We start from the raw sequence: 26,093 nt of genomic DNA, 5'->3' as shown, positions 1-26,093 counted from the left end.
ATGGGCGAAGCGACGATTCGGGATGTGGCACGGCAGGCAAAGGTGTCGATCGCATCGGTGTCGCGCGCGCTGAACGGGCTGGGCAATGTCCGTGCCGAGACGCGCGAGCGCGTGATCGCTGCAGCAAACGAGCTGGGCTATGTCCCCCATGCCGGCGCACGCAGCCTCAGCCTGGCCCGCGCGCACGCGATCGGGGTCGTGCTGCCCGACCTGCATGGCGAGTTCTTCAGCGAGTTCGTGCGCGGCCTCGATCGCGAGGCGAGCCGCCGCGGCTATGTGATGCTGCTATCGGTGATGCATGACGACAGCGAACAGGCAGCGATGGCATTGCGCGCAATGCGCGGCCGGGTCGACGGACTGGTGGTAATGGCGCCGCATCTGCCCGAGTCGATGCTGCGACGTGCGCTGCCGACCGGCCTGCCTTCGCTGATCATCAACGGCCCACGCGCGATCAGCGACCTGGCGACCGTACGGCTCGACAACAACGCAGCGACCGACGCGATGGTCGCCCATCTGGTCGCAGCCGGTCGCCGCCGGATTGTCCATATTGCGGGGCCGGAGGGCAATATCGATGCGAGCGAACGCGCGAGCGCCTTCCGGGCCAGCATCGCCCGACACCTGCCCGGGGTTGAGCCGATCGTCCTGCCCGGCGATTTCGCCGAAGAGGGCGGCGAGGCGGTAGCCCGGGCGATCGTCGCGGGGCAGATCGACTGCGACGCCGTATTCGCGGCGAATGACATGATGGCCATCGGGTGCCTCAACGGGCTGCGCGGGGCGGGGATCGATGTTCCGGGCCGGGTCGCGGTCACCGGCTTCGACGATATCCCGCTCGCGCGCTATCTGGGCGTTACCACCATGCGGGTGCGGATCGCCGAACTGGGCGAGGACGCGATCGGCCGGGTGATCGACGTGCTTGAGGGCGAAGGTGCGGATACGCGCGCGGAACTGCACCAGGCCGAACTGGTGGTACGCTCGACCAGCGCAAGCTAACGCACCCGCACCGCCGCGCTGCGTTTCGACACGCCAGTTTCGTTGAATGCCTCGACCGCTGCATAATAGCCGACACCCTTGTTGAGTGCGCGCAGGTCAAGGCTGGCCAGCCGGTCGCCGCCCAGATCATCGGCAAAGACCTGATAGGTCAGCGTCAGCCGATCCGGGCGGATGCCCCACATCACGTTGTAGCCGGTCGCGCCCGGCACCTTGCGCCAGCTGACCTTGGCGTTGCGTTCGTCCTCGTCGCGGATCGCGGTCACCGCGCCGGGCCCGGCTGGCGCGCGGCCATCGGCATTGCCGAATACGCGCAGGTCGTTGATCGCCAGATGCGCCCCGCCGACATGGCCATGGACATAGCGGACGAAGCGCACCTTCGCCGGGCGCTCAAGCTGGAAATAGGCGTTGGGACGGTCGCGGCGAGGCGCTTCGGTCTGGGCGAGCTTTGACCAGCGCTTGCCGTCCACCGATCCCTCCAGCCGGAACTCCGTATAGATGTCGGGCGCGTCGCCATAGCGACCGGACTTGTAGTCCGCGAAATTGACCTGGATTGCGCGTACCGTCTTCGCCGCGCCGAGGTCCATCGTCAGCGTCTCGCCCGCGCGATTGCTGGCGGCGACCCAGAAGGTGCGCGGATTCTCGTCCGCGGCGCGGCTGGCGTCGAACTCGCCCAATGTCGAGGAGGCGGTCAGCCTCTTGCGATAGGACAACAGCATCCAGCCGGTGAACAGCCCCTCGATATCCTCGACCTTCCCCTCCGGCATCCAGTGCGGAAAATCGCCGAAGCGCGACGACGCCCACATCTGCCCATCCGCCTCGAATCGCGTCGGGAACAGGTTGATCCGCCGCTCGAACGTCCAGTTATGGCCGAGCCAAGGCGTGCCGCTGTTCCACCAGTTGCCGTGATGGTCCTGTACCGTCGAGCCATGTCCCGCACCCTCGACGAACCCGCCGGGCTTGTAGGCGACCGGGTTCCACGGCGCATATTCGAACGGGCCGAGCGGCGATTTCGATGTGTAGGCGCCATTGGCATAGGCGTTATATTCGGTGCCCGGCGCGCCGTACTGGAGGTAGTAGGTGCCGGCGACCTTGGTCATCCACGCCCCCTCCATGAACGGCTTGATCGGCTTGCCGTCGGGCAAGGTGCCCGAATGATCCTGCCCGAAGCGTTCCCAACCATGATTGTCGGGGTCGAGCCTGAACGCCTCGGTCGCGCGGCCCTTATAAATCATGCGGCCGTCGCGGAATTCGATCCCGATGCCATAGAGTGGAAAGACGTTGGACGACCCCCAATAGAAATACCATTTGCCGTCATCGTCCAGGAACAGCGCGGGGTCCCACGGCCCCGGCGGCACATCGCCCGGCTTCATATTCGCCTCGCCACCCGGCCAGATCTGCCCGGGCAAACGCGGCATGCGGCGTACGAAATAGTCGAGCTTGCCCGTCTCCGGCGCGTCGGACACATAGACCGACCCCGGCTCCATCATCGACGGCATCAGATAGAGCCGCTCGCCATCCGACCAGGCGGCGGGGGCGACGAATCCGCCCTTTTCCCAGCGGCTCGGCGTGATGAAGGTCCAGTCGATCAGATTGGTCGAGCGCCAATAGCCCTCGGCCAGCGTCTGGAAGAGATAATAGGCGTCCTTGTGCCGGATGATCACCGGGTCGGCACCGGTGCGGTACGAGATGTCCTCGTTCACCTGCTCGTAATTGTAGCGATAGTCGAGGTCGATCGGGTTGGCATAGGTCCGCTTGCCCGGCTGCGCGCTTGCCGCCCCCGCCGCGCACAGGCCCGCCAGAGTCACCGCAAGGATTGCACGCATCGACCATCTCCCGAACCGGCGCTTACATGCGCATGACACACTTGTAACCGGTTACATGGTCGAGCGGAACCCCGAAGGGCGCGGCCGGGGCATCGTCGCCCCCGCCCTCAGCCGATCACTCCCACCAATAGGGGCGGCGCTTGGCGGTGCCGGTGTCGACCTCGTTCATCGTGCGCGGGTCGTACATCCGCCCGCCGAGCATGACGCGGTGGATCTTGTCGCTGTTGCGAATGTCCGCGGTCGGATCGGCATCGAGCACCAGCAAGTCGGCGAGCTTGCCCACCTCCAGCGACCCGACATCCTTCGCGTAGCCCAGCGACTTTGCCGAATCGATCGTGCCCGTGCGCAGCGCCTCGACCGGGGTCATGCCGCCGCGCACGAACGACCACAGTTCCCAATGCGCGGCGATGCCCGCCTGCTGCCCGTGCGCGCCGATCGCGACCAGCTTGCCCGCCTGCATCACCTTCTTCGCCTCGCGCGCGCTTTCGTCATCGACGAAGTTGCTTTCGGGGGCGGTGGTCCGGCGCATCGTCACCGCGCGCAGCTGCGCCGGGGGCGTGTGGACCATCAACGGGTTTTCCCAGACATTGGTCGCCTGACGCCAGTACGGATCGCCCGCCAGGCCGCCATAGGTGACCACGAGCGTCGGGGTGTAGTTGGTGTCGCTCTGGCCGAAGAGCTGCAGGACATCCTTGTAGAAGATGTCGAGCGGGACATTGTGCTCCAGCGTCGAATTGCCGTCGGCGATCAGGTTCATGTCCATCCCGAACAGCGACCCGCCCTCGGCGACCACCTGCATCCCCTCCGCGCGCGCGGCGGCGACGACCATCTGGCGCTGTTCGCGGCGCGGCTGATTGTAGTTCTTCACCGAATTCGCGCCCTGCGCCTTCAGGCGACGGACATGGTTGAGCGCGTCGTCATAGCTGTCGATCTGGGCATAGACCCCGGCCGCCTTGGCGCCATAGACGATCTCGCCGGTCGAAAAGAGGCGGGGGGCAAGGATCTTGCCGGTCTGCTGCATCTCTGCCGCGGCGAACACATGCGCCGCCTGGCTCGACGGATCGTGCAGGGTAGTGGTGCCGAGCGCGAGGTTCTGGAGCAGCGACCAGTTCTGCTGCGGGATCAGCTCGTCGGTACCATAGGGGCCGTGCGCGTGCGCATCGACCAGCCCCGGGATGATCGTCTTGCCGGTGACGTCGATCGTTTTGGTGCCTGCCGGAAGCTGGATCGCGGCGGTCGGCGCGATCTGGACGATCCGGTCGCCCTCGATCACGATCGTGCCGTTCTCGATCACCCCGCCATCGGTGTCTGCCATGGTAACGATCCGCGCACCGGTCAGCGCAATGCGACCGGTCGCCTTGGCCGCCTTGACCTCCATCGCCATCGATGTGGTGCGCGGGGTGATGGTCGCCTTTGCCGCGCCCGGCGCGGAGGCGAAGAAGGCGCTGCGGTCGGCCGTGTAGAGCGTCGGGCCAAGGCTCCAGTGCAGCCGTGCGCCGTCGCCCGACCAGGTGATGTAATCGCCGCCATCGCCGCTGACCCGCACCACCGGAAGCGCGTCGCCGCGCGGCGCGACCGCCACCTGCTGCCCGCCGGGCATCAGTGGCATCGCGAACACCTGATAATTCTGGCGGAACGCGACGCTGCGCCCGTCGGGCGACACGACGAACTCATTGGCCATCTCGCCCGAGGCATGGACGCGCTTGCCATCGCCCGACAGGGTCGTGCTGACCAGCTGGAGCTTCTCGCCCCCCTCGACCATGAACACGCGGTCGTTCGACGCGCCGAAATGCGGGCGCGACAGGCCGCGCGTGACCATCACCGGGGTCCCGCCCGCGCTGGCGACGCGATACACGCCCGGATTCTCGCCCCATTTGGACGCGATCAACCCGCCGCCATCGCCCTTCTCGAACACGATGGTTGCCCCATCGGGTGAGAATTGCGGTCGGGCATAATGGCCCGGCTGCTGCGTCACCGCGCGCGCGGTGCCGCCCGCAGCGGGGACGATCCGGATCGAGCCCAGGCTCTCGTCATTCCACTGCACAAACACGATCGAACGCCCGTCGCGCGACCAGGCGGGGAACAGCTCCATCCCGGCATCGTCGGCCAGGCCGGTCAGGCGCTTGGCCGCGCCGCCCGCAACCGGCTTGACCCACAATTTGCCGAGGCTCTCGAACACCACGCGGCCGCCATCGGGCGAGACGGCGGCAAAGCGCGGCATCCTGGTCGTGAAGCTGTCGGGCGCGACCGCGATCTGCGGATGCGGGGCATCGGCCACCGCGCGCGTGTCGGTCACGCGGAACGGGATCACCGCCGCGTTGCTCCCGTCACTATCGACGCGACGGATCTTGCCGCCCGCCCAGAAGACCAGCGACTTGCTGTCGGGCGTCCAGTCGATGTTGGGATAGACGCCGGTGACCGCCCAGGTTTCCTGAACATCCTGGTCGAGCGCGCCATAGACGATCCGCTCGGCCCCGCTCGCCATGTCCTTGACCCACAGCTTGGACTTGCCCGCTTCACGCCGGACAAAGGCGATGGACTTGCCATCGGGCGAGGGCGCGGGTCGCACCGATCCGCCCAGCCCCGACACCGCAGTCGTGGTCTCCCCGGTCTCGAGGTCGTAGCGCTCGATATTGAACAGGTTGCTGTTCGAATCCTGCGCATATTCGAAGATCGGGCCTGAGGTGATGTTGCGCGTGAAATACACCCCCGTGCCGTCGGCCGAATAGATCGGCTCGCCCAGTTCCTTCTGGTGCCGCTCGCTGACCCGCTTGACCAGCTGCACCCCCGCGCCACCCGAGACATGGTAGAGCCACACCTCGCCCGTGCCGAGCGAGCGGCCGGTAGTGAAATGCTTCTTGGCGACGATATACTGCCCGTCCGGCGACCAGCTCGGCTGGTTGAGCAGGCGGAAATCTTCCTTGGTCAGCTGCTTCTTGTCGCTGCCATCGGCGTTCATGATCCAGATATTGTCGCCGCCGCCGCGATCGGAGGTAAAGGCGATGCGACGGCCATCGGGTGAGAAGCGCGGATGCACTTCCCACGCCATGCCTTCGGCAACGCGCGTCGGCGTGCCGCCGGTGATCGGCATGGTGTAGATATCGCCGAGCAATGCGAACGCGATCGTCTTGCCATCGGGGCTGACATCGACGTCGATCCAGCTGCCTTCGTCGGTGTCGATCTTCGCCTGCTTCAGCGTCGCGCCCTGCGGCGCATTGACGTCCCATTTGGGCTTTTCGGCGGGCTTGTCCTGGGCATGTGCCTGACCAATGACGAAGAGCGCGGCGAGGACGCCGGCGACCGACTGACGCATATGGGACTCCCTGAATATGTTCTGGGAGCAATTGGTAACGGGCGAAACCGGACCCGTCACGCGCGCTTCGTCGAAAACTATTTCTTCAGCAGGAAGACGGCGTGCTCCGCGCGGAAATTGGCGGCGGCGGCGCTGGTCAGCTGATCGCCGGACAGGAACCAGGCCTGCTCGACCGTGATCCCCTGCTCGCGGACATAGGCCCGGAAATCGTCGATGGTGACGTGGTGGATGTTCGGCGTCTCATACCACGCCACCGGCAACAGCCGCGTTACCGGCATCCGCCCGCCCCACAACAGCGACAGCCGCACCCGCCAATGCGCGAAATTGGGGAAGGACACGACCGCGCGCTCGCCGATCCGCAGCAGATGATCGAGCACGACATGTGGGCGCATCGTCGTCTGCAACGTCTGGCTCAGGATCGCATAGTCGAAGCTGGCGTCGGGATAATCGGCAAGGTCGGTGTCGGCATCCCCCTGAATCACCGACAACCCGCGTCCGACTGCGGAGGCGACATTATGCGCGTCGATTTCCAGGCCCCGCGCGTCGACCTGCCGCTGGTCACGCAGCGCCGCCATCAGCGCCCCGTCGCCGCAGCCGACGTCGAGCACGCGGCTGCCCGGCGCGACATTGGCAGCGATGATCGCGAGGTCGGGGCGAAGGTCGCTCATTCGCCGGCCCTCAGAAAACCGTCGACAACCCGGTTCAGCACGGGTGCGTCGAGCAGGAAGGCGTCATGGCCGAAGGGCGAGGACAGTTCGACGAAGCTGACCGGCGCACCCGCCGCATTGAGCGCATGGACGATGCTGCGCGAATCGCGGGTCGGGTAGAGCCAGTCGGTGTCGAAGCTCACGAGGCAGAAGCGCGCCTTCGTCTCGCGAAACGCATTCGCCAGCACCCCGCCATGCTCCTCGGCCAGATCGAAATAATCCATCGCGCGGGTGATGTAGAGATAGGCGTTGGCGTCGAACCGGTCGACGAAGCTCAGCCCCTGATGACGCAGATAGGATTCGACCTGAAAGTCCGCGTCGAAGCCGAAGGTCTTGGCCTCACGCGCTTGCAATTTGCGCCCGAATTTCTCGGTCAGCCCCGCTTCGGACAGATAGGTGATGTGCGCCGCCATCCGAGCGACGGCGAGGCCCGATGCGGGCGGCTCGCCCTCATAATAGGCACCGCCATTCCAGCGCGGGTCGGCCATCACCGCCTGACGCCCGACTTCGTGGAACGCAATATTCTGCGCCGAATGCCGCGCGGTCGACGCGATCACCACCGCCGCCTCGACCCGATCGGGGAAGGTGGCGGGCCAGCTCAGCGCCTGCATTCCCCCCATCGACCCGCCGACCACGGCCTTCAGCCGTTCGACACCGAGATGGTCGAGCAGCATCGCCTGTGCGCGCACCATGTCGCGGATGGTGATGACCGGAAAGCTCATGCCCCATGGCGCGCCAGTCGCGGGGTTGAGCGTCGCCGGGCCGGACGACCCCATGCAGCTGCCCAGGACATTGGCGCAGACGATGAAGTGCCGCGCCGGATCGATCGGCTTGCCCGGCCCAACCATCCGGGTCCACCAGCCGGATTTGCCGGTGATCGGATGTTCCGACGCGACATGCTGATCGCCGGTCAACGCGTGACAGATCAGGATCGCATTGCCGCCGTCTGCCGCCAGCGTCCCATAGGTCTCATAGGCGATCTCGACCGGCGACAGCAGTACGCCGCCGTCGAGGCGCAGCGGCCCCGGCAGCGTCACGCGGCGGTCGAGGCCAAAGCGCGGATCGTCCGACATCTGCGCGCTGTTACGGGGACGCGCGCCCGCGTTCAAGCGGCGCGGCGCTTCCCACGCGCGGCAAGGATCGCGTCCGCCGCCAGCCGCCCAGTCTGCGCGCCACCATTCATGAAGCCGACCCAGGCATCGGACACATGCTCGCCCGCAAATACGATCCGCCCCGCCACCGCCGACTGGCGCTCGGCGGGATCGTCGGATTCGACCCAGAACAGCGGGGCGAAGCGGGTCAGTTGGCCCGGCGCGCTGTTGGTATAGGCGCCCAATGTCAGCGCATCGCGCGACCAGTTCGTCCGCCGCACCACTCCGCCTGCGACCGCATCGGCGATCCCCGGCATCGCGCCCTCCGTCCGCGCGGCAAAGGCGGCGGCGAGTGCTTCGGGCGCGTCCTGCGCCGCCGCGACCTGTCCGCCGCCCAGATACCAGGTCCATACCGGCGCGCCCGGCACGCCCCGCACCGTGCCGTCCCAGCCCAGCGCATAGGGCGAGGCGATGTCCCACAGTTCGCCGCCAGCCCCCAGCACCCCCTGCCATGGCGTACCGTTCGACGTCACCTGAACCTTCTCATTCGCACCCAGATCCACCTCCGCAATAAATGCGCGCCAGCGCGCCGACAGCGGCACGGCGAAGTCGATCTGCCGCAGGATCGGTGCGGGCACCGCGATCACCGCGACATCGGCCTCCGTCACGCTCCCGTCGAGAAAGGTCAGCCGCAGCGCCCCGCCCGTCTCGCGCACCGACGCCAGCCGCTTGCCGCTTTCGATCCGGTCGCGATGCGCGTCGGCGATGGCGTTGGCCAGCCGTCCGCTGCCCCCGGCGATGGCATAGCGCTCGTCGCTCCCGGCGAGCACTTCGACATGCTCGCCCTTCACCGTGGGCAGGTTGAAGATCAGCTGGAGCGCCGAGGACGCACCCGGTTCGGCGCCATATTCGGTGCGGATGCTCGCCTCGATCAGGCGGCGGATGCGGGGATCAGGGATGAGGCGCGCATGGCGGTCGAGATAGTGCGCGACCGACAGCGAATCGATTGCCGCCGCCGCGCGTGGATCAGCATCGACTGCCTCTGAATCGCGCGCGATCCGCGCGGCAAGCGGGGTCAGCAGCCGCACCAGCTCCCTCTGCGGCACCAATACCCCGCGGTCGAGCACGACCGACTGGTGCGGCCCGTCCTTGCGATCGACCATCGGGATGCCGAATGCCTTCGCCAGCGCGTGCATGTCGTCATGGTCCGAATTGACCAGCTGCCCGCCCGCCTCGAACCATTGCCCGTCGCCGGTGCGCTGGGTGAACATTCGCCCGCCCATGCGATTGCGCGCTTCGTAGAGGCGGCACTCGATCCCGGCATCGCTCAGCCGGTGCAGCGCGGCGAGCCCGGCGATCCCGCCACCGACGATCGCGACCCGCCCGGAGCGGGGCAGCGCAGCCGTCACAGGTCCGGCAAGCGCTCCGGCCATCCCCCCCTGCGGCTATTCCTTTCAGCAGCGCGCGCCGCCCGATGCCTTCATGGCCCGGAACCGGCATTGCTCGCCCCAGCCTTGCCAGATCGTCGCGCCGCGCCAGCTGCAATGCGCGCCAAAACGCCTCGTTCCCCCGCATCCTCGTCCCCCTGCGGCGCATTCCCTAGCACAGGGGGATTGCGCAAACCTTGCGATTTGCGACCGCATCGGCCATCGCCCCCGGCATGACAGGACCGACACCCAAGCCGTGGATCATGGACATCGCCCCCTATGTGCCGGGCAAGTCGAAGACGGATGATGGCCGCAAGGCGATCAAGCTGTCGTCGAACGAGAATCCATTGGGCACCTCGCCCGCCGCGCGCGCAGCATTCGCGACTGCCGCGAACAGCCTCGCGCGCTACCCTGATGCCAGTGGCACCGAGTTGCGCGAGGCGCTGGCCGCCAAGCATGGGCTCGACCCCGACCGGATCATCTATGGCAACGGCTCGGACGAGGTGCTGCACCTCGCCGCCGGAGCGTTCGCCGGGCCGGGCGACGAGATCATCTACGTCAACTATGGCTTCACCGTGTACCCGATCGCTACCAAGCGCGTCGGTGCGATTCCGGTGGTCGCGCCGGACAAGGATTATGCGACCGATGTCGACGCGATCCTGTCGTGCGTGACCGAGCGGACTCGGATCGTGTTCATCGCCAACCCCAACAACCCGACCGGCACCCATGCCAGCCGCGAGGAAATCGCGCGGCTTCACGCGGGATTGCGCGACGACATCCTTCTCGTTCTCGACCACGCCTATGCCGAGTATATCGAGGGTGACGTCGACGACGGGGGCATGGAGCTGGCCAAGACCGCGCCCAACGTGCTGGTCACGCGCACCTTCTCCAAGATGTACGGCCTTGCCGCCGAGCGGGTCGGTTGGGGTTATGCCAGCCCGGCGATCATCGAGGCGATGCACCGTATTCGCCTGCCCTTCAGTATCACGATCGCGGGGACTGCAGCGGCAATCGCGGCGCTGAACGACGATGATTTCGTCGGGCGCTGCAAGGCGGAGAATGCCAAATGGCGCCGCTGGTTCAGCGACGAGATCGCCAAGCTTGGCAATGCCGGGCTGCGCGCGGTGCCGAGCCAGGCGAATTTCGTGCTGGTGCTGTTCGAGGGCAAGCTGACCGGCGAGGCGGCGTATAAGGGGCTGATGGACGCGGGCTATATCGTCCGCTGGCTGCCCGGACAGGGCCTGCCACACGGTCTGCGCATCACCATCGGCAATGAGGAAGAGACGCGCGCGGTTGCGGCAATCCTCCAGCAGCTGGTGGCCGACGCCGACGCGCAATGAAGCGCTTCGGGATCATCGGCTTCGGGCGGTTCGGTCAGCTCGCAGCGACGCATCTGCGCGATCATTTCACGGTGGTCGTGCATGATTCGCGTGACTGTGCCGAGGATGCGGCGCGGATCGGGGTCGCAACCGACACTCTGGAGGCAGTCGCGGCGTGCGACGTGGTGATGCTCGCGGTACCGGTGCAGGCGATCGAGCGGACGCTGGCTGCCATCGCACCCCATGTCCGCCCCGGCGCGCTGGTCGTCGATGTCGCGTCGGTCAAGATGCTCCCGGCGCGCTGGATGGCCGAGGCGCTGCCCGACACCGTCGATATCGTCGCCACTCACCCGCTGTTCGGCCCGCAGAGTGCCCGGCGCGGACTGGCGGGTCAGCCATTGGTCGTGTGCCCGGTACGCGGCGATGCGCACCATCGTGTCGCCGAATTCGGGCGGAAGCTGGGGCTGAAGGTCTCGATCACCAGCGCCGAGGAGCATGACCGCGAAATGGCCTATGTCCAGGCGCTGACGCATCTGATCGGCCGCACTCTGGTCAATGTCCGCATCCCGGACGAGGAGCTGAAGACCGACAGCTATCAGCATCTGCTGGAGCTGTGCGCGCTGATCGGCGACGACAGCGAGGAATTGTTCTTCGCGATCCAGAATTTGAACCCCTTCGCGGGGGAGATCACGCAGCAGTTCATCGGCGAGGCGAACGGTCTGCTCGCCCGCGCGCTCAAGGCCGGAAACCGCAGCGCGGCGGACTAAGGCGCGAAACCCGGCTCGAACGCGTTGATACCGCGATGCACCGCCGCCTCGATTTCCTCGCGTGGCAGGCCGGGGGGCAGCGGGTCGCCATACAGGAAGGTGACGGTGCCGGGGCGCTTTGGCCCCTTGCGCGGCCACACCTTCCCCGTCTCGCACGCGACTGGTACCACCGGCAGGCCGATCGCGCGGTACAGCCCGGCAAAGCCAGAACGCAGTGGCGGAGTTTCGCCTGGCGGCGTGCGGGTTCCTTCGGGAAAGATCACCACCGATCGCCCCTCCCCCACCGCCGCGCGCGCTTCCTTCATCATCGCACGCAGCGCCTTGGCCGATCCGGCGCGGTCGATCACGATCACGCCATAGCGCCGCGCGACCCATCCCCAGACCGGGATGCGCGCCAGTTCCTGCTTCATCACGATCGCCGGGCCGTCGAGCATCGCGGCCATCGCCAGCGTCTCGTACATCGCCTGATGCTTGACCGCGTAAAGCGCGGGGCCGTCCGCACGTCGCCCTTCGACCGCCACGCGGATCCCGAGGATCTGGTGCGCGAGGAGCAACCCCAGCCCCGCCCAGGCCATCGAATAGCGCCGGATTGCCGGCGTCCCGAACAGCGCGGCGAGCGGCGCGGCCAGCACGATGGGCACCGAAAGGCCATAGAAGACGACCGCGAAAATCAGCGTCCGGATGCGATCAGCCATCGCCGATCCCGAACAGCAGCGCGAACCGGCGGACCAGATATTTGTGATACTCGCGAAGCAGCATCGACCAGCTCGCGGTGGTCCTCACGCCGTCGCCGCGAATCTCGACATCGGGGCCGAGCGCATTGGCCAGTTCCAGCTTGGCGCGCGGGACGTGCCAGTCGGCGGTGACCAGCCGCACCGACTTATAGTCGTGCTCCGCGACCCAGGCAGCGGTCTCGTCGGCGTTGGAGCGGGTATCGACCGCCTCATGACCAAGATCGATGCAGCAGCGGAACAGGCGCGGCGGAGTCTTGTATTCAACCGCCAGTTCGATCGGGCGCACCGTCGGATCAGTGCCGGTGATCAACATCCGCTTCGCGCTCTTGGCCTGAAGCAGCTTGATCCCGCGATCGATTCGCCCCGGGCCGCCGGTCGGCACGACGATCGCATCGGTCTTCACCTCGACGTCGAGCGGCTTGCCCAGCGAGAGCATGAACAGCCCGAAACCGATCGCCCAGGCAAGTATCAGCAGGAGTGGGATGCGCCAGATCACAGCGTTCGTCCCAATGTCCGCAGCACCGCGACCCGCGCCGCTGCCATTGCCAGCAGTGCGAACGCAAGCGGCACCAGCGCGAGCAGGATCCAGTCGGCATCGGCGAGCGCGATGCTGCCGAGCAGCTCCGACCCCAGTCCAGCGGTCTGTCGCCCGAGCAGCCAGACCGCACCCAGCGCGGCGAGCGTACCGAGCGCGCCGCCGAGCAAGGTGTCGAGCGCGATCCGCCGCTGGAACAGGCGTGCCACCTGGGTATCGGTCGACCCCAGCATGTGCAGCACCGCGATGGTGTCGCGATGCGTGTCGAGCCCGGCCCGCGCCGCGAGCAGCACGACGGCGGTGGTCGCCGTCGCCATCAACAGCACCAGCCCCGCCGCCGCCCAGGTGAGCGTCGCGATGAACCCGGCGACCGGCGAGAGCCATTGTGCATGCTGGTCCACCCTTGCCGCAGGCGACACCGCCAGCGCGGCCTGACGTACCCGCGCGATCAGCGCCGGGTCGCCGTTCGCCAGGTCGACGTCGATCATTGCGGGCATCGGCAGTTCGGCGTCCAGCCCCGCGTCGCCCAACCAGGGGCGGAGCAATTCGGCCAGCCGGGCGCGATCAACCTCCGCCACTTGAGTCACGCCCGGAATTGCGCGGATGCGGTCCACCAGCGCGCGGGCATTGGCGTCGCGCCGCGCGGCGTCCGCCTCGACCAGCTGGACGGTCAGCCGCCCGGCGAGCTGGCGGTCAAGCGACCGTCCCGCCCCGGCCATGCCGAAGCCGAGCGCACCGGCGAGCACGGTGAGGAACAGCATGATCGCCATGATCCACACCATCGCGCGCGTGCGCTGGCCGTCGTCGAGCCATCGATGATGCGGCCGCGACCGACCGATCGCCATCATGCCTCCCCCGATCGGGCGGAAAGCGCAGCGCGCCGGTCGGGTCGAGCACCCGCCCCTTTTCGATCCGCATCATCCGCGCGTTCGGGATGCGGTTGAGCAGGTGGAAATCGTGCGTCGCGACCACCACGGTGGTGCCGAGCCGGTTGAGCGAATCGAACAGGTGCAACAGCCGTTCGGCCATGTCGGGATCGACGTTGCCGGTCGGTTCGTCGGCCACCAGCATCTCCGGGCGTGTGATCACCGCACGCGCAATGGCGATCCGCTGCTGCTCGCCACCCGACAAGGTCGGCGGTTTGGCCTTGCCACGGTCGGTCAGACCCACCCAGGCGAGCATTTCGCGCACCGGCGCCTCGATCTCCCCCCTCGGGCATGCCCGCGACACGCAGCGGCAGGGCGATATTGTCATAGGCCGAGAGATGCGGGAGCAGGCGGAAGTCCTGGAACACCACCCCGATGCGGCGACGGAATCCGGGTAGGCGGCGGCGCGGCAATGCGCCCGCATCCTCGCCGAACAGCCGCACCACGCCGCGCGTCGGTCGCTGGGCGAGGTACAGGAGCTTGAGCAGCGAGGTCTTGCCCGCGCCCGACGCGCCGGTCAGGAAATAGAACGCGCCGGCGCTGAGCGTGAAACTGACGTCGCTCAGCGTTTCGGTCCCGGTGCCATAGCGCAGGCCGACATTCTCAAACTGAACGATATTGGCCATGTGCCGGCGTCGGCCGCTCCTGATCCTTCTGCCCCGGGCCAGCCATCGCACAGCCATCGGGCGCGCTCAAGCCGGGCGGCTCGGCGGAACGACTCGGCCCTTGCCATTCGTGCGCTGCAGGTGTTTAGATTCGGGACCGGCGGTTTCCATATTGGGTTGGGAAAGCTGCCTAGCAACGCGTGCCGCCATGATCCTCGAATGTCCCGAATGCCGAACGCGCTACCTGGTTCCCGACACCGCCATCGGTGCCGACGGGCGCACAGTGCGCTGCGCCAGCTGCAAACATAGCTGGTTCCAGACTTCGGCCGCCACCGCCGGAGCGACGAAGCCGGTACCCGATCTGATTCGCGCCGACGCCTATTCCCAGCCGGCACCGGCGGAGGACAAGCCGCGCGACTATGATCCGTTCGCGCATGAGCCGCCGTTCAAGCCGCGCCGCAATCCCGAAAAGCGCTGGACCGCCGCAGCGGCGATTGCCGGTCTGTCGATGACTGCGGGCGCGGCGGCGATCATCTGGACCGGTGCGCCGGGCATAGCGGCCCAGCTGGGCCTGCCGGTCGGTGCGGCGCAGACCCCGCTGATCTTCACCGCCCAGTCGGTCGAGCGCAAACCGCGCCTGAATGGCGGCGAGCTGTTCGTGGTCAGCGGGCAGGTGATGAACCCGACCAAGGAGACGCAGCGCGTTCCCAACATCCTGGCCGAACTGCGCGACGGCAATAACTCGATCGTCTATAGCTGGACGATCACGCCGGACCCGCGTTCGCTCCCGCCCGGGGGCAGCCTCGACTTCAACAGCGGCAAGCTCGACGTGCCGCAGACCGGCAAGACGATCCAGTTCAGCTTTTCCGGCGAAGGCGGCGAATAATCCACCACAGGCGTCCGCCATTCAGCAAGGCAGCCGCGACCATCCCGCTGCCCGACGCCCAGACCAGCCCCATCGGCCCCCAGCCATTGTGGACCGTCCACAGGCCGACCGCGCCGGTCAGCACGAAAAAGGCGAGGATGCCGTTGATGCCCGCCGCGACCTGATCGCCCAGCGAGCGCAGCGCATAGACGCACACCACCTGAAGCCCGTCGAACAGGATGAATGGTGCCCAGACCGCAAGCATCAGCGCGGCCAGCGTCGCCACTTCGGCGGACGCGGGAAAGCCCGAAACGATGAGCGCGGGCGTGAAGATGAGCGGAATTGCGAGCAGACCCAGAATCAGCGCGGCCAGGATTGCGGCGATGCCGGTGCGCGGCCCGGCCTGTGTCGGTACGCCTTCCCCCACCGCATTGCCCGCGCGCACGCCTGCGGCTGAACCCAGGCCAAGCGCGAAGGCGAAGGTGACGTTGTGGACCGAAAAGACGATCTGGAAGGCGTGGGTGACCGATTCTGCCGAGCTGCGTCGACAGGGCGATCAGGATCGAGAAACCGGCCAGTTCGAGTCCCGATGCGACCGCAGGCACCGCACCGAATGCCATCAGCCGCCCGACGCCACGCCACATTTCGGGCGTGCCGAGGTCGCTCCAGTCGCGCACGCCGCGTTCCTTCGCGCGGGGCAGGGTCAGGGCGGCGACGGTCATCGCGACCGCGCCGACCATCGTCGCGAACACCGTCGCGCTGGCCGCGCCCACCGCGCCCAGCGCAGGCAGGCCGAACTGGCCGGTGGCGAGGATCCAGGCGAGGACCGCGTTGAGCGGCAGGATCGAGAGGTTGACCGCCATCACCCGGCGCGGACGGCTGACACCTTCGAGGAAGAAGCTGGCGGCGACGATGATCAGCTGAAACGGGTAGGCGATCGCCATGATCTGTACGACCCGCGCCGCTTCGGGGGCGATGCCGGGATCCACACCGACGCCAAGCAGCATCGGCAGCGCGAGGACGAACAGCAGCACGCCGCTGGTCACGCCCAGGATGCCGCCCAGCACCAGGCCCTGACGCAGCACCGCGCCGGTGGCTGGCAAGTCCTTTGCCCCGTCGGCGCGGGAGGAGAAGACGAGGACGCCGGTGAGCCAGCCCAGGGCGACGACGATGCCGATAAAGGTCAGCGTGCGGCTGGCCCCAAGCGCCGCGACCTCATGCGTGCTGACCAGGCCGACGACGATCACGTCGGTGACGTGCAGGATCGTCCAATTGAGGCCGGTCAGCACCACCGGCCAGGCCAGCGCGAGGATGCGGCGAATCTCCGCGCGGGTTTCGATGGACAAGGTCATGGGCGGGTCGCCTTAGCGCCAGCGAGGCTTCGACAAAAGGGAGGTTGCATGCCCCCCGGGGCTTTGCTAGGGGCCGCTGCCTTACCCGCCGCCGGTCTGATCCGGTGTGCGAAATCCGTGCGGCCATGGCGGAATTGGTAGACGCGCAACGTTGAGGTCGTTGTGGGCGAAAGCCCGTGGAAGTTCGAGTCTTCTTGGCCGCACCATTTCTTGAAAATCTAGTGAAACCAACCCCTTAGGGGGAAATGGCGCGCCGCGTGTGCCGCGCGCCAGCCGCCACAATCAGAATGGCACGTCGTCGTCGAGATCGTCGGGGAAGCCGCCGCCAGCGCCGCCGCCGCTGGCCGCGCCACCGCGCGCGCCGCCGCCATAGCCGCCACCGCCGCTGCCGCCACCGAAGCCGCCGCCGCGATTGCTCGACTGGCCCGCGAACGCGTCATCGCCGCCGCCCCATTCGTCGGCACCGCGACCGCCGCCCGCACCGCCGCCCTGTGCGCCGCCGGGCCCGTCGAGCATCACCAGCTTGGCGTCGAAGCCCTGAAGGACGATTTCGGTCGAATAGCGGTCCTGGCCCTGCTGGTCCTGCCATTTGCGGGTCTGGAGCTGGCCCTCAAGATAGACTTTCGAGCCCTTCCGCAGATAGCGTTCGGCGACGTTGGCGAGCCCCTCGGAGAACAGCTTGACCGTGTGCCACTCGGTGCGCTCCTTCTTCTCGCCGCTGTTGCGGTCCTTCCAGCTTTCGGAGGTGGCGACGCGCAGTTCGACCACCTTGCCGCCGTTCGAGAAGGACCGGCTTTCGGGATCGCGCCCGAGATTGCCGACCAGGATGACCTTGTTGACGCTGCCCGCCATGGAAACTCCGCTAGTAAATCGATATCGAGAGACGAATGGCCGATATCCTTAACCTGAACAAGGCACGCAAGGCACGCGCGAAGGCGCAGGCCAGCGCAAAGGCTGTGGAGAACCGCGCCAAATTCGGGCGCACCAAGGCGCAGAAAGCGGCGGACGAAGCCGAGCGCGCCCGGATTTGCGAAAATCTGGACGGCGCGCGGCGGGAGTGAGGTTCGACTTTGGCCTGGCCATGGTCAGGGTATAGCAGAATGAGAACATGTAGGAAACATGTTCGGTATTATCGTTCTATATCAGCGAGTAATGGGCGGTCGCGAAAGGCGGGGCGGGCCGAATCCGACAGATTCGGGCGGCGCGGCGGATTTGGTGAAGCGAACATGTCGCGGGTTTTCGCGCCATCGGCCCGACTTGGGCTGTCGCCATTCTCGAAGCGCAGGTCGCGGATCGACAATGCCGCGCAGCCTTTACCGAATGTCGGGTTTCAGGCCGCCTGATCGAGCGGCGCAATGTCGCGAATTGGGTGGTTAGCTGCCTTTACAGCCACGGGCTGCTTTGAATGCCTTGATAGAAAAGCTGCCAACCAGCCGGCGGAGGATTAGCAGCTGCGAACGCTTCTTGCTCGGCCAGCGTCAAGGCTGAAAACCATTGATAAAATCGATCGAAGTAATCTTCGCCGGGGCCCATGCGCCAACCGATGTCTCCGGCTGGCAGCTGGGGAAAAGCAATCCAAGGCGCGTCCATTCCAAGACCATGACGCGGGCGGAACGACCACAATGGGGTCGTTAGCCGACCGGCAGCTTTCAGGAAATCAATGAGGGTTAGCTGCCCCAATTGACCCCACCCTAAAGCCCCAACCCCTTCGCCGTCCAATAGGTCAGCCCCGCCGCCACATAGGCCGCCGCGAAGAGATAGACGATCATCACGATCGGCCATTTCCAGCCATTGGTCTCACGCCGCGCGACCGCGATGGTCGAGAGGCATTGCGGGGCGAAGACGAACCAGACGAGGAAGGCGAGGGCGGTCGGGAGGGGCCAGCCCTGTGCAAGTTTCTCGCCGAGCGCGGCGGCGCCGGTTTCTTCGTCCGGGGCGTCGATGGCGTAGACGGTCTGGAGCGCGGAGACCGCGACTTCGCGCGCGGCCATGGCGGGGATCACCGCGAGGCTCATTTCATGGTTGAAGCCGATCGGGGCGAGGACGACTTCAAGGCCCGATGCGATGCGGCCGGCGACCGAATATTCGCTTTGCTTCACGCCTTCGGGTGCCACCGGATAGGAGGCGAGCAGCCACAAGGCGACGGTGACGCCCATGATGATCGTGCCCGCGCGGCGCAGGAAGACATAGGCGCGCTGCCACAGGCCGATCAGCAGGTCGCGGAGCGAGGGGAGCTGATAGCGCGGCATTTCCATCATGAAGCCGCCGCTCTTGCCGCGCGTCGCGGTCAGGCGCAGCACGAAGGCGGCGAGGATCGCGCCGACGATGCCGAAGACATAGAGGCCGAACAGCACCAGCCCCTGAAGCCCGATGCCCGGGCCCACGTCGCGCGCGGGGATGAACGCGCCGATGATCAGCATATAGACCGGTAGCCGCGCCGAGCAGGTCATCAGCGGGGCGATCAGGATCGTGGTCAGCCGCTCCTTGGGATCGTCGATCGAGCGCGCGGCCATGATGCCCGGAATCGCGCAGGCGAAGGACGAGAGCAACGGGATGAAGGCGCGGCCCGACAGGCCGACGAGCGACATCAGCCGGTCCATCAGGAAGGCGGCGCGGACCATGTATCCGCTCGCTTCGAGCAGCAGGATGAAGAAGAACAGGATGAGGATCTGGGGCAGGAACACCACAACCGATCCGACGCCGGCGATGATCCCCTGGGTCACCAGATCGCCGATGAAACCGCTGGGGAGATTGGCCTGCGCATGCGCGCCGAGCCATTCCTGGGTCCCCTCGATCCAGCCGATCGGGGCTTCGGACCAGCTGTAGACCGCCTGGAACATCACGAAGAAGAGCGCGATCAGGATCAGCCAGCCCGCAACCGGGTGGAGCACGACATTGTCGACCGCGCGGGTGAAGGCGCGGCTACGCGGTTGATCGGTGATGGCGAGCGCGGCGATGCGACGCGCGTCGCGCTGGAAATGGGTGATGTCCGCGTCGGGGGTGGCGGGCGCGGCGGGTCGGCTTGCCCGAAGCACGCCGTCGAGCGCGACGCGCAGCGCGTCGAGGCCGCGCTTGCGCACCGCGACGGTGGTGACGACCGGCACGCCGAGTTCGGCGGAGAGCTGGTCGGCATCGATCGTCAGGCCGTCGCGGGTCGCCATGTCGATCATGTTGAGCGCGACCACCATCGGGCGGCCGAGCTGGCGCAGCTGGAGCACGAAGCGCAGATGGTTTTCGAGGTTGGAGGCGTCGGCGACGACGATCAGCGCGTCGGGGAGGCGCTCGCCTTCCTGCTTGCCGAGCACGACGTCGCGGGTGACCGCTTCGTCGGGGCTGGACGGATCGAGACTGTAGGTGCCGGGCAGGTCGACCAGCTCGACCGGGCGGCCATCGTTGAGCGCGAGGCGGCCCGAATGGCGCTCGACCGTGACGCCGGGATAATTGCCGACCTTTTGCCGCGCGCCGGTGAGCGCGTTGAACAAGGCGGTCTTGCCGGCATTGGGGTTGCCGACCAGCGCGACGAGCGGCTGGGCGTTCATGCGGCGGGCGCCTTGAGGTGGATCGCCTGGACGATGTGGCGGCGCAGCGCGACCGTCATCCGCCCGATGCGCACCGCGGCGGGGCCGCCGAACCAGCCGACCGGGCGGATCAGTTCGACCTCGACCCCTTCGTCCAGCCCGAACTCGCGCAGGCGGCGTGCCTCGTGCGGGGCGAGCGCGGACCAGTCGATCGTGGCGACGGTGGCAGGGAGATTGCGCGGCGCACGCGCGAGGGAGTCGGTCATGTTGCGAGCGATTATCAAGAGCGACGGGGAAAAGCCAGCGGGAATAACGTGACATGATATCCTGCACTGGCGGGGGAGGGAGCCTCTTTGAACCGATGCGCTTGCTTCGATCCCCCCTCCACCATGCTGCGCATGGTCCCCCTCCCCGTTCCGGGGAGGAATTGGCAGGTTGCAAATCGGCGCGCCTTCGCGCACCCGCAGGCTTTGCCTTCACATAGACAGATACAGATGACCGACAGCATTCTCCGCGACGCCGCGCTCACCTCCAAGGCCTGGCCCTATGAAGAGGCGCGCAAGCTGCTCAAGCGCTATCCGGAGGGGAAGCCCGGCGGTGCGCCGGTGCTGTTCGAGACCGGCTATGGCCCGTCGGGGCTGCCGCATATCGGGACGTTCAACGAAGTGCTGCGCACCACGATGGTGCGGCGCGCGTTCGAGACGCTGTCCGACCAGCCGACGCGGCTGATCGCGTTCAGCGACGATATGGACGGGCTGCGCAAGGTGCCGGACAATGTGCCGAACGGTGGGATGCTGGCGGAGTATATCGGCCATCCGTTGACCAAGGTGCCCGACCCGTTCGGCAAATATGAGAGCTTTGCCGCGCACAACAATGCGATGCTGCGCGATTTCCTCGATCGCTTCGGGTTCGATTACGAGTTCGCCTCGTCCACCGACTATTACGGGTCGGGCAAGTTCGACGATGCGCTGCGCTCGGTGCTGCGCAACTATCAGGGCATCATGGACGTGATGCTGCCGACGCTGCGCGCCGAGCGGCAGGCTACCTATTCGCCCGTGCTGCCGATCAGCCCGAAGACGGGGATCGTGCTGCAGGTGCCGATCGAGGTGCTCGACCCGGAGACGGGGATGATCGCGTTCACCGACAGCGATGGCGAGCGGATCGAGCAGAGCATCTTTGGCGGCAAGTCGAAGCTGCAGTGGAAGGCTGACTGGGCGATGCGCTGGGTCGCTTTGGGCGTCGATTACGAGATGTCGGGCAAGGACCTGATCGATTCGGTGACGCAATCGGGCAAGATCGCGCGCGTGCTGGGCGCCCGGCCGCCCGAGGGGTTCAACTACGAGCTGTTCCTCGACGCCAAGGGTGAGAAGATCAGCAAGACCAAGGGCAACGGCCTGTCGATCGAGCAGTGGCTGACCTATGGCCCCGACGAGAGCCTCGCCTTCTACATCTATCGCGAGCCGAAAAAGGCCAAGGCGCTGCATCTGGGGCTGATCCCGCGCGCGGTGGACGATTACTGGCAATTCCGCGCCGCCTATGCCGAGCAGCCGGTCGAGCAGCGGCTGGGCAATCCGGTGCATCATATTCATAACGGGCCGCCGCCCGCGGGGACGTTGCCGGTGACGTTCGGGCTGTTGCTCAATCTGGTCGGTGTAATGCGCGAGGCGACCAGGGAGCAGGTCTGGGGCTATCTCGCCAACTACCTCCCCGGCGCGAGCGCGGAGCAATGGCCCGAGCTGGATGCGCTGATCGGCTATGCGATCGCCTATGTCCGCGACGTGGCCGAGAAGCCGGTGCGGCGTGCACCCGAGGGGGTGGAGGTCGATGCCTTGCGCGATCTGGACGCCCAGCTTGCCGAGGCGGGGGCGGATGCCTCGGCGGAGGATCTGCAGAACATCGTCTATGAAATCGGCAAGGCGCGGTTCGGCAAGGAAGCGCTGCGCGACTGGTTCAAGGCGCTGTACGAAACGCTGCTGGGCAGCTCGCAGGGACCGCGCATGGGGAGCTTTATCGCGCTCTATGGTGTGGAGAACAGCCGCAAGCTGATCGCCGAGGCGCTGGCGAAGGCGTAGCTTGCGCCGACATCTTCTCCCCTCCCTGAAAGGGAGGGGCAAGGGGTGGGTTTAGTGGCAAGCGAGGCTCGATGCCTCGATTGCCGCTGTTTTGCCGTCCGGCCCGTTTGAGTCTGTTCGGCGCGCAGACGCGCGCACCCACCCTGACCCCTCCCTTGCAGGGAGGGGAGCGAAGGCTAGTTGGCCTCTTCCGGCGCGAGCCAGCGCAGGCGGGCGGCGCTGTTGCCGTTGCCAGTGACGCTTGCGTCGACGCCTGCTTCGGTCAGGGCGTTAACGACGGTCTGCGCACCGCTGCCTGATACACCGATCGGGAGCTTGATCCGCTGTGCCGCCCAGATTGCGGTGGCGAGCGCTTCGGCGTCGGGCTTGTCGTCCTCGACCGCGATGTCGGGGAGCGCGGCGACGGGCGGGATCAGGGTGACGATCCAGCCCTGAACCCCCGCCGCGACGCGGGTTTCGAGCGCGCGATAGGCGGCAAGGTTCGCGCCGGGGAGCGCGGCGGCGTTGACCACGGCGCGGCGATTGTCGCGGTCGAGCAGCACTGCGTCCGCTTTCACCCCGGCGATCAGCGCGAGCTGTTCCTGCGCGCGCGCGGCAAGGCGGTTGGCGGCGGTGGCGCTCGTCGCCTGCGCGGCGGCGACCTGAGCGGCTTCGGCCTGCGCGCCGGTGCCGACGCGGATCTGTTCGAGCTCGACCGCGACCGGACGGCCGACGAGCTGGGCAAGGACGCCCTGCGCGCGGCGTTCGACATCCTCCCGCACGCGCGGGGTCATGACGGTGGCGGTGACGCGTACCGGATCGGCCTCATAGTCGATCTCGACCTGACTCAGACGCGCCGCGCCTTCGAACTCGCCGCTGATCACGTCGCGGATCTGGCGCGAGGTGTTCGCTTCCCAGCCGAGCTGGACCAATACCAGCCCGAGCGGAATCGCGAACGCCGCCAGCGCGACGGTGACGACGATCGTCTGCAGCATCGTGTGCTGGGGCGAGAGGTGCGAGCCGAAGCCGTAGAGGCGCGCGACCACGGCGGCGGCGACCGCGATGGTGATGAGGTTGGTGAGGAACAGCAGCAGCGATCCGGCGAAGACGGTCCAGTTCCAGGTGGCGAGGCCGAAGCCGACCACCGCGAGCGGGGGCATCAGCGCCGTGGCGATGGCGACGCCGACCACGGTGCCCGCCCTGCCCCGGATCATCGCATAAGCCCCCGCGAGCGCAGAGAAGAGCGCGACCAGCAGGTCGAACAGATTTGGTCGGGTGCGCGCGGCGATTTCCGCGGTCACATTCTGGATCGGCGAGACCAGCACGAGCAAGGCGGTGAACAGGATCGCGATGACGATGCCCAGCGCGAGCGCGATGCAGGCGGTGCGGATCTCGTCCCAGTCGAAGGTCGCAAGGCCGAAGCCGAGACCGATGATCGGACCCATCAGCGGCGAGATCAGCATCGCGCCGATCACCACCGCAGGCGAGGATAGCAACAACCCCAGCACCGCGATGCCCGCCGACATCAAGGTCATGAATGCGTAGCGGCCGGTGAACCCGGCTTCCTCGCGCACCTTCTCGACGACATCGACGTGATCGACCGTGGCGATCACCCGTGTCCGCCACCAGGCAACGAGCGGATTGTCGGGCTTCAACAACGCGATGCTCATGGAAGAGGCTGTAGGGGGGTTTGCCCCGGCGGTTCCAGCGGTTAGGCAGATGGGCGAACCGCAATCACAGGGGAAGTTCATGGCCGCGCGTCACGACCATGCAGGACGATCGGTGCTGCGTACCTTTCTGAAGAGCGAGGCGGCCGGCGGCATCATCCTGATGGCCGCCGCAGCCCTGGCGATGATCGTCGCCAATCTGCCCGGCATTTCGGAGGCCTATTTCCACCTGCTTCACGCCGAGACCGGTCCGGTGATCAGCCCGAAATACGGGTCGATGACCGTACATCTGTGGATCAACGATGCGCTGATGGCGATCTTCTTCCTGTTCGTCGGGCTGGAGATCAAGCGCGAGTTCATCGATGGGCGGCTGGCGAGCTGGGAACATCGGCGGCTGCCAATCGTCGCGGCGGCGGCGGGGATGGTGGGTCCGGCTTTGGTCTATCTGTTCATCACCGGGTGGAGCGGGCCGCTGGTCAATGGCTGGGCGATTCCCGCCGCGACCGACATCGCGTTCGCGATCGGGGTGCTGGCGCTGCTCGGCAGCCGCGCGCCCGCGTCGCTCAAGCTGTTCCTGACCACCGTCGCGATCGTCGATGACATGGGCGCGGTGGCGATCATCGCGATTGCCTATACCGCCGAGCTGTCGACACTCTACATCGCACTCGGCGCGCTGGTGATGGCGACGATGTATGTGCTCAACCGCAGCGGGGTGAAGGCGCTCTGGCCCTATCTGCTGCTCGGCGCGGCTTTGTGGTACTTCGTGTTCATGTCGGGCGTTCATGCGACGATCGCGGGGGTGCTGACCGCGATGATGGTGCCGATCACCGCCAGCCCCGGCGCATGCGACGATGTCAGATCGCCGCTGCACATGCTGGAGCACGCGCTTGCCCCGTGGGTCGCCTATCTGATCGTGCCGGTGTTCGGATTTGCCAATGCGGGCGTCAGCCTGGCGGGGATGTCGCCGGCGATCCTGATCGCGCCGTTGCCGCTCGGCATCGCGGCGGGGCTGTTCCTGGGCAAGCAGGTCGGGATTTTCGGGAGCGTGTGGCTGGCGGCGAAGCTGCGCTTTGCCTCACCGCCGGGCGGGGCGACCTGGCTGCAAATCTATGCCGTGGCGATGCTGTGCGGCATCGGCTTCACGATGAGCCTGTTCATCGGCGGGCTGGCGTTCCCCGGCAACGAGGAGCTGGTCGACGAGGTGAAGATCGGCGTGCTGGCGGGGTCGATCCTGTCGGCAATCGTCGGTTACACGATCCTGCGGGTCGCCCCGCGCTGGCGCAATGACCGGGCCGACGATGCCGATGCCGACCGCGACATACGCGCAGCCAGCTGATGCGCTGTTTCTACGACCCGGGCCAGCTCGCCCATGCGCCGGCGATGGAGCTGCATAACGGCGCGTTCGTGCCCTATGCCGAGAAGCCCGAGCGCGCCGCCGCGATTGCCGCGACCTTGGGCGCGACCGAGCTGCCCGAGGATCGCGGCGAGGGCCCGATCCGCGCGGTGCATGATGCGGGCTATATCGACTTTCTGAAGACCGCCCCGGCGCGCTGGGCCGAGGCGGGGCGGCCGGGGGACGTGATCGGCTATATCTGGCCGACGGTGCGCAAGCGCGCGCTGAAGCTCGATCGGATCGACGCGCTGGCGGGGCAGTACAGCATCGACGCGTCGACCCCGCTGACCGCGCAGACCTGGGACGCGAGCTATCGCAGCGTGCAGTGCGCGCTGGCGGCGACGCATGCGGTGCTGGCGGGCGAGCGGACCGCGTTCGCGCTGTCGCGGCCGCCGGGGCATCATGCCGGGGCGGATTATCTGGGCGGCTATTGCTACCTCAACCATGTCGCGGTCGCGGCGCAGGCGGCGCGCGATGCGGGGGTGCAGCGGGTCGCGATCCTCGACATCGACTATCATCACGGCAACGGGACGCAGGATATTTTCTGGGAGCGCGGCGATGTCGTGTTCGCGTCGATCCATGCCGACCCGGCAACTGACTTCCCATTTTACTGGGGGCATGCCGACGAAGTGGGTGAGGGTGCGGGCGAAGGCGCGACGCTGAACCTGCCGCTGCCGCGGGGCACAAAAATCGATGCGTTTCGGCGGGCGCAGGAGCGGGCGCTGGCGATGATCGCGGCGTCGGGGGCGGAACTGCTGCTGGTCAGTTTCGGCGCGGACACATTTGTCGGCGATCCGATTTCGGCCTTTGCGCTGGAGACGGCGGATTATGCGGTGCTGGGGCGCGACATTGCCGCAGCGGGACTTCCGACGGGAATAGTGATGGAAGGCGGCTATGCGATCGACGCGCTCGGGGCGAATGTCGCGAGCTTTTTGAGCGGGTTCTAAGGCGCGCGAATTTTTTCGCGGCGCGTGGAACCAATCGTGGCGGGCGGGCGTTGTTGTCTGGCT

At 67.0% G+C, this 26,093-nt stretch carries 22 protein-coding genes, 1 tRNA gene and 2 pseudogenes; 9 read left to right on the top strand and 16 right to left on the bottom strand.

Translation table 11 applies throughout. The features are described from left to right. Window positions 1-24: 24 nt before the first annotated feature. Entirely contained in the window at window positions 25-990 is a 966-nt protein-coding gene (locus tag LRS12_RS07585; RefSeq protein ID WP_257844031.1) for a LacI family DNA-binding transcriptional regulator, read from the top strand. Here LRS12_RS07585 and LRS12_RS07580 read toward each other — a convergent pair. The 5 genes from LRS12_RS07580 to LRS12_RS07560 form a co-directional block, all read right to left on the bottom strand. Continuing rightward, window positions 987-2,813 (bottom strand): family 43 glycosylhydrolase, encoded by a 1,827-nt coding sequence (locus tag LRS12_RS07580; protein ID WP_257844030.1) that lies wholly within the window; start codon window positions 2,811-2,813, stop codon window positions 987-989. The two genes, LRS12_RS07585 and LRS12_RS07580, sit on opposite strands and share 4 nt — an antisense overlap. Before the next feature lie 115 nt (window positions 2,814-2,928). Beyond that, window positions 2,929-6,126, bottom strand: coding sequence for an amidohydrolase family protein (locus LRS12_RS07575; RefSeq protein WP_257844029.1), 3,198 nt, complete (start codon window positions 6,124-6,126; stop codon window positions 2,929-2,931). 77 nt (window positions 6,127-6,203) lie between these two features. Continuing rightward, window positions 6,204-6,794 (bottom strand): methionine biosynthesis protein MetW, encoded by a 591-nt coding sequence (gene metW / locus LRS12_RS07570; RefSeq protein ID WP_257844028.1) that lies wholly within the window; start codon window positions 6,792-6,794, stop codon window positions 6,204-6,206. Beyond that, window positions 6,791-7,906: a homoserine O-acetyltransferase gene (locus LRS12_RS07565; RefSeq protein ID WP_257844027.1), complete on the bottom strand. Its 1,116-nt coding sequence runs from the start codon at window positions 7,904-7,906 to the stop codon at window positions 6,791-6,793. The genes metW and LRS12_RS07565 overlap by 4 nt, the downstream gene beginning before the upstream one ends. A gap of 32 nt (window positions 7,907-7,938) precedes the next feature. Continuing rightward, window positions 7,939-9,333 (bottom strand): NAD(P)/FAD-dependent oxidoreductase, encoded by a 1,395-nt coding sequence (locus LRS12_RS07560; protein WP_257844026.1) that lies wholly within the window; start codon window positions 9,331-9,333, stop codon window positions 7,939-7,941. Window positions 9,334-9,584: 251 nt separating this feature from the next. Between LRS12_RS07560 and hisC the strand changes: the two genes are divergently transcribed. After that, window positions 9,585-10,691: a histidinol-phosphate transaminase gene (gene hisC, locus LRS12_RS07555; protein ID WP_257845459.1), complete on the top strand. Its 1,107-nt coding sequence runs from the start codon at window positions 9,585-9,587 to the stop codon at window positions 10,689-10,691. After that, window positions 10,688-11,437: a prephenate dehydrogenase/arogenate dehydrogenase family protein gene (locus LRS12_RS07550; protein ID WP_257844025.1), complete on the top strand. Its 750-nt coding sequence runs from the start codon at window positions 10,688-10,690 to the stop codon at window positions 11,435-11,437. The genes hisC and LRS12_RS07550 overlap by 4 nt, the downstream gene beginning before the upstream one ends. Here the strand turns inward: LRS12_RS07550 and LRS12_RS07545 are convergent. The 4 genes and pseudogenes from LRS12_RS07545 to ftsE form a co-directional block, all read right to left on the bottom strand. Beyond that, complete coding sequence (locus LRS12_RS07545) at window positions 11,434-12,132, bottom strand: 1-acyl-sn-glycerol-3-phosphate acyltransferase (RefSeq protein ID WP_257844024.1); 699 nt, start codon at window positions 12,130-12,132, stop codon at window positions 11,434-11,436. The genes LRS12_RS07550 and LRS12_RS07545 overlap by 4 nt on opposite strands. After that, the gene (locus LRS12_RS07540) at window positions 12,125-12,667 is read right to left on the bottom strand and encodes a YdcF family protein (protein WP_257844023.1); all 543 of its coding nucleotides are present in this window, start codon (window positions 12,665-12,667) and stop codon (window positions 12,125-12,127) included. Before LRS12_RS07540 ends, LRS12_RS07545 begins: the two co-directional genes overlap by 8 nt. Beyond that, window positions 12,664-13,551 carry an ABC transporter permease gene (locus LRS12_RS07535; RefSeq protein WP_257844022.1) on the bottom strand — a complete coding sequence of 296 codons (888 nt, stop codon included), beginning with the start codon at window positions 13,549-13,551 and terminating at the stop codon, window positions 12,664-12,666. Before LRS12_RS07535 ends, LRS12_RS07540 begins: the two co-directional genes overlap by 4 nt. Before the next feature lie 16 nt (window positions 13,552-13,567). Beyond that, a pseudogene (ftsE, locus tag LRS12_RS07530) lies at window positions 13,568-14,258 on the bottom strand (cell division ATP-binding protein FtsE); the annotation flags it as partial. Window positions 14,259-14,445: 187 nt separating this feature from the next. On the opposite strand from ftsE, the gene LRS12_RS07525 reads away from it, so the two are divergent. Next, entirely contained in the window at window positions 14,446-15,123 is a 678-nt protein-coding gene (locus tag LRS12_RS07525; RefSeq protein WP_257844021.1) for an MJ0042-type zinc finger domain-containing protein, read from the top strand. Here the strand turns inward: LRS12_RS07525 and LRS12_RS07520 are convergent. Both LRS12_RS07520 and LRS12_RS07515 read right to left on the bottom strand, forming a co-directional pair. Beyond that, window positions 15,095-15,565 carry an MATE family efflux transporter gene (locus tag LRS12_RS07520; RefSeq protein WP_257845458.1) on the bottom strand — a complete coding sequence of 157 codons (471 nt, stop codon included), beginning with the start codon at window positions 15,563-15,565 and terminating at the stop codon, window positions 15,095-15,097. The genes LRS12_RS07525 and LRS12_RS07520 overlap by 29 nt on opposite strands. Before the next feature lie 409 nt (window positions 15,566-15,974). Beyond that, window positions 15,975-16,454: pseudogene (locus LRS12_RS07515) on the bottom strand (MATE family efflux transporter); the annotation flags it as partial. Window positions 16,455-16,573: 119 nt separating this feature from the next. On the opposite strand from LRS12_RS07515, the gene LRS12_RS07510 reads away from it, so the two are divergent. Beyond that, window positions 16,574-16,660, top strand: a tRNA-Leu gene (locus LRS12_RS07510). 76 nt (window positions 16,661-16,736) lie between these two features. Here the strand turns inward: LRS12_RS07510 and ssb are convergent. Next, window positions 16,737-17,306 carry a single-stranded DNA-binding protein gene (gene ssb, locus LRS12_RS07505; protein WP_257844020.1) on the bottom strand — a complete coding sequence of 190 codons (570 nt, stop codon included), beginning with the start codon at window positions 17,304-17,306 and terminating at the stop codon, window positions 16,737-16,739. 35 nt (window positions 17,307-17,341) lie between these two features. Here ssb and LRS12_RS07500 point away from each other — a divergent pair, with 35 nt between their 5' ends. Continuing rightward, window positions 17,342-17,515 carry a DUF4169 family protein gene (locus LRS12_RS07500; RefSeq protein ID WP_257844019.1) on the top strand — a complete coding sequence of 58 codons (174 nt, stop codon included), beginning with the start codon at window positions 17,342-17,344 and terminating at the stop codon, window positions 17,513-17,515. A gap of 322 nt (window positions 17,516-17,837) precedes the next feature. Here LRS12_RS07500 and LRS12_RS07495 read toward each other — a convergent pair whose 3' ends face one another. The 3 genes from LRS12_RS07495 to LRS12_RS07485 all read right to left on the bottom strand — a co-directional run bounded on the left by LRS12_RS07495 (window position 17,838) and on the right by LRS12_RS07485 (window position 20,238). Further along, complete coding sequence (locus LRS12_RS07495) at window positions 17,838-17,987, bottom strand: hypothetical protein (protein WP_257844017.1); 150 nt, start codon at window positions 17,985-17,987, stop codon at window positions 17,838-17,840. Between the two features lie 158 nt (window positions 17,988-18,145). Then, complete coding sequence (locus LRS12_RS07490) at window positions 18,146-19,993, bottom strand: ferrous iron transporter B (RefSeq protein WP_257844016.1); 1,848 nt, start codon at window positions 19,991-19,993, stop codon at window positions 18,146-18,148. Further along, window positions 19,990-20,238 carry a FeoA family protein gene (locus tag LRS12_RS07485; protein WP_257844015.1) on the bottom strand — a complete coding sequence of 83 codons (249 nt, stop codon included), beginning with the start codon at window positions 20,236-20,238 and terminating at the stop codon, window positions 19,990-19,992. Before LRS12_RS07485 ends, LRS12_RS07490 begins: the two co-directional genes overlap by 4 nt. Before the next feature lie 228 nt (window positions 20,239-20,466). Between LRS12_RS07485 and LRS12_RS07480 the strand changes: the two genes are divergently transcribed. Continuing rightward, window positions 20,467-22,044: a lysine--tRNA ligase gene (locus LRS12_RS07480; protein WP_257844014.1), complete on the top strand. Its 1,578-nt coding sequence runs from the start codon at window positions 20,467-20,469 to the stop codon at window positions 22,042-22,044. 176 nt (window positions 22,045-22,220) lie between these two features. Here LRS12_RS07480 and LRS12_RS07475 read toward each other — a convergent pair whose 3' ends face one another. Then, complete coding sequence (locus LRS12_RS07475; RefSeq protein WP_257844013.1) at window positions 22,221-23,693, bottom strand: DUF389 domain-containing protein; 1,473 nt, start codon at window positions 23,691-23,693, stop codon at window positions 22,221-22,223. A 79-nt stretch (window positions 23,694-23,772) separates the two neighbouring features. Between LRS12_RS07475 and nhaA the strand changes: the two genes are divergently transcribed. Continuing rightward, a complete protein-coding gene (gene nhaA / locus LRS12_RS07470; protein WP_257844011.1) occupies window positions 23,773-25,026 on the top strand; it encodes a Na+/H+ antiporter NhaA in 1,254 nt (417 codons plus the stop codon). Next, window positions 25,026-26,030 carry a histone deacetylase family protein gene (locus tag LRS12_RS07465; RefSeq protein ID WP_257844010.1) on the top strand — a complete coding sequence of 335 codons (1,005 nt, stop codon included), beginning with the start codon at window positions 25,026-25,028 and terminating at the stop codon, window positions 26,028-26,030. The genes nhaA and LRS12_RS07465 overlap by 1 nt, the downstream gene beginning before the upstream one ends. The last annotated feature ends 63 nt before the right edge of the window (window positions 26,031-26,093 follow it).

The sequence above is a fragment of the Sphingomonas sp. J344 genome, assembly GCF_024700005.1.
Lineage (GTDB): Bacteria > Pseudomonadota > Alphaproteobacteria > Sphingomonadales > Sphingomonadaceae > Sphingomonas.
This window is presented reverse-complemented; position numbering and strand designations above follow the sequence as displayed.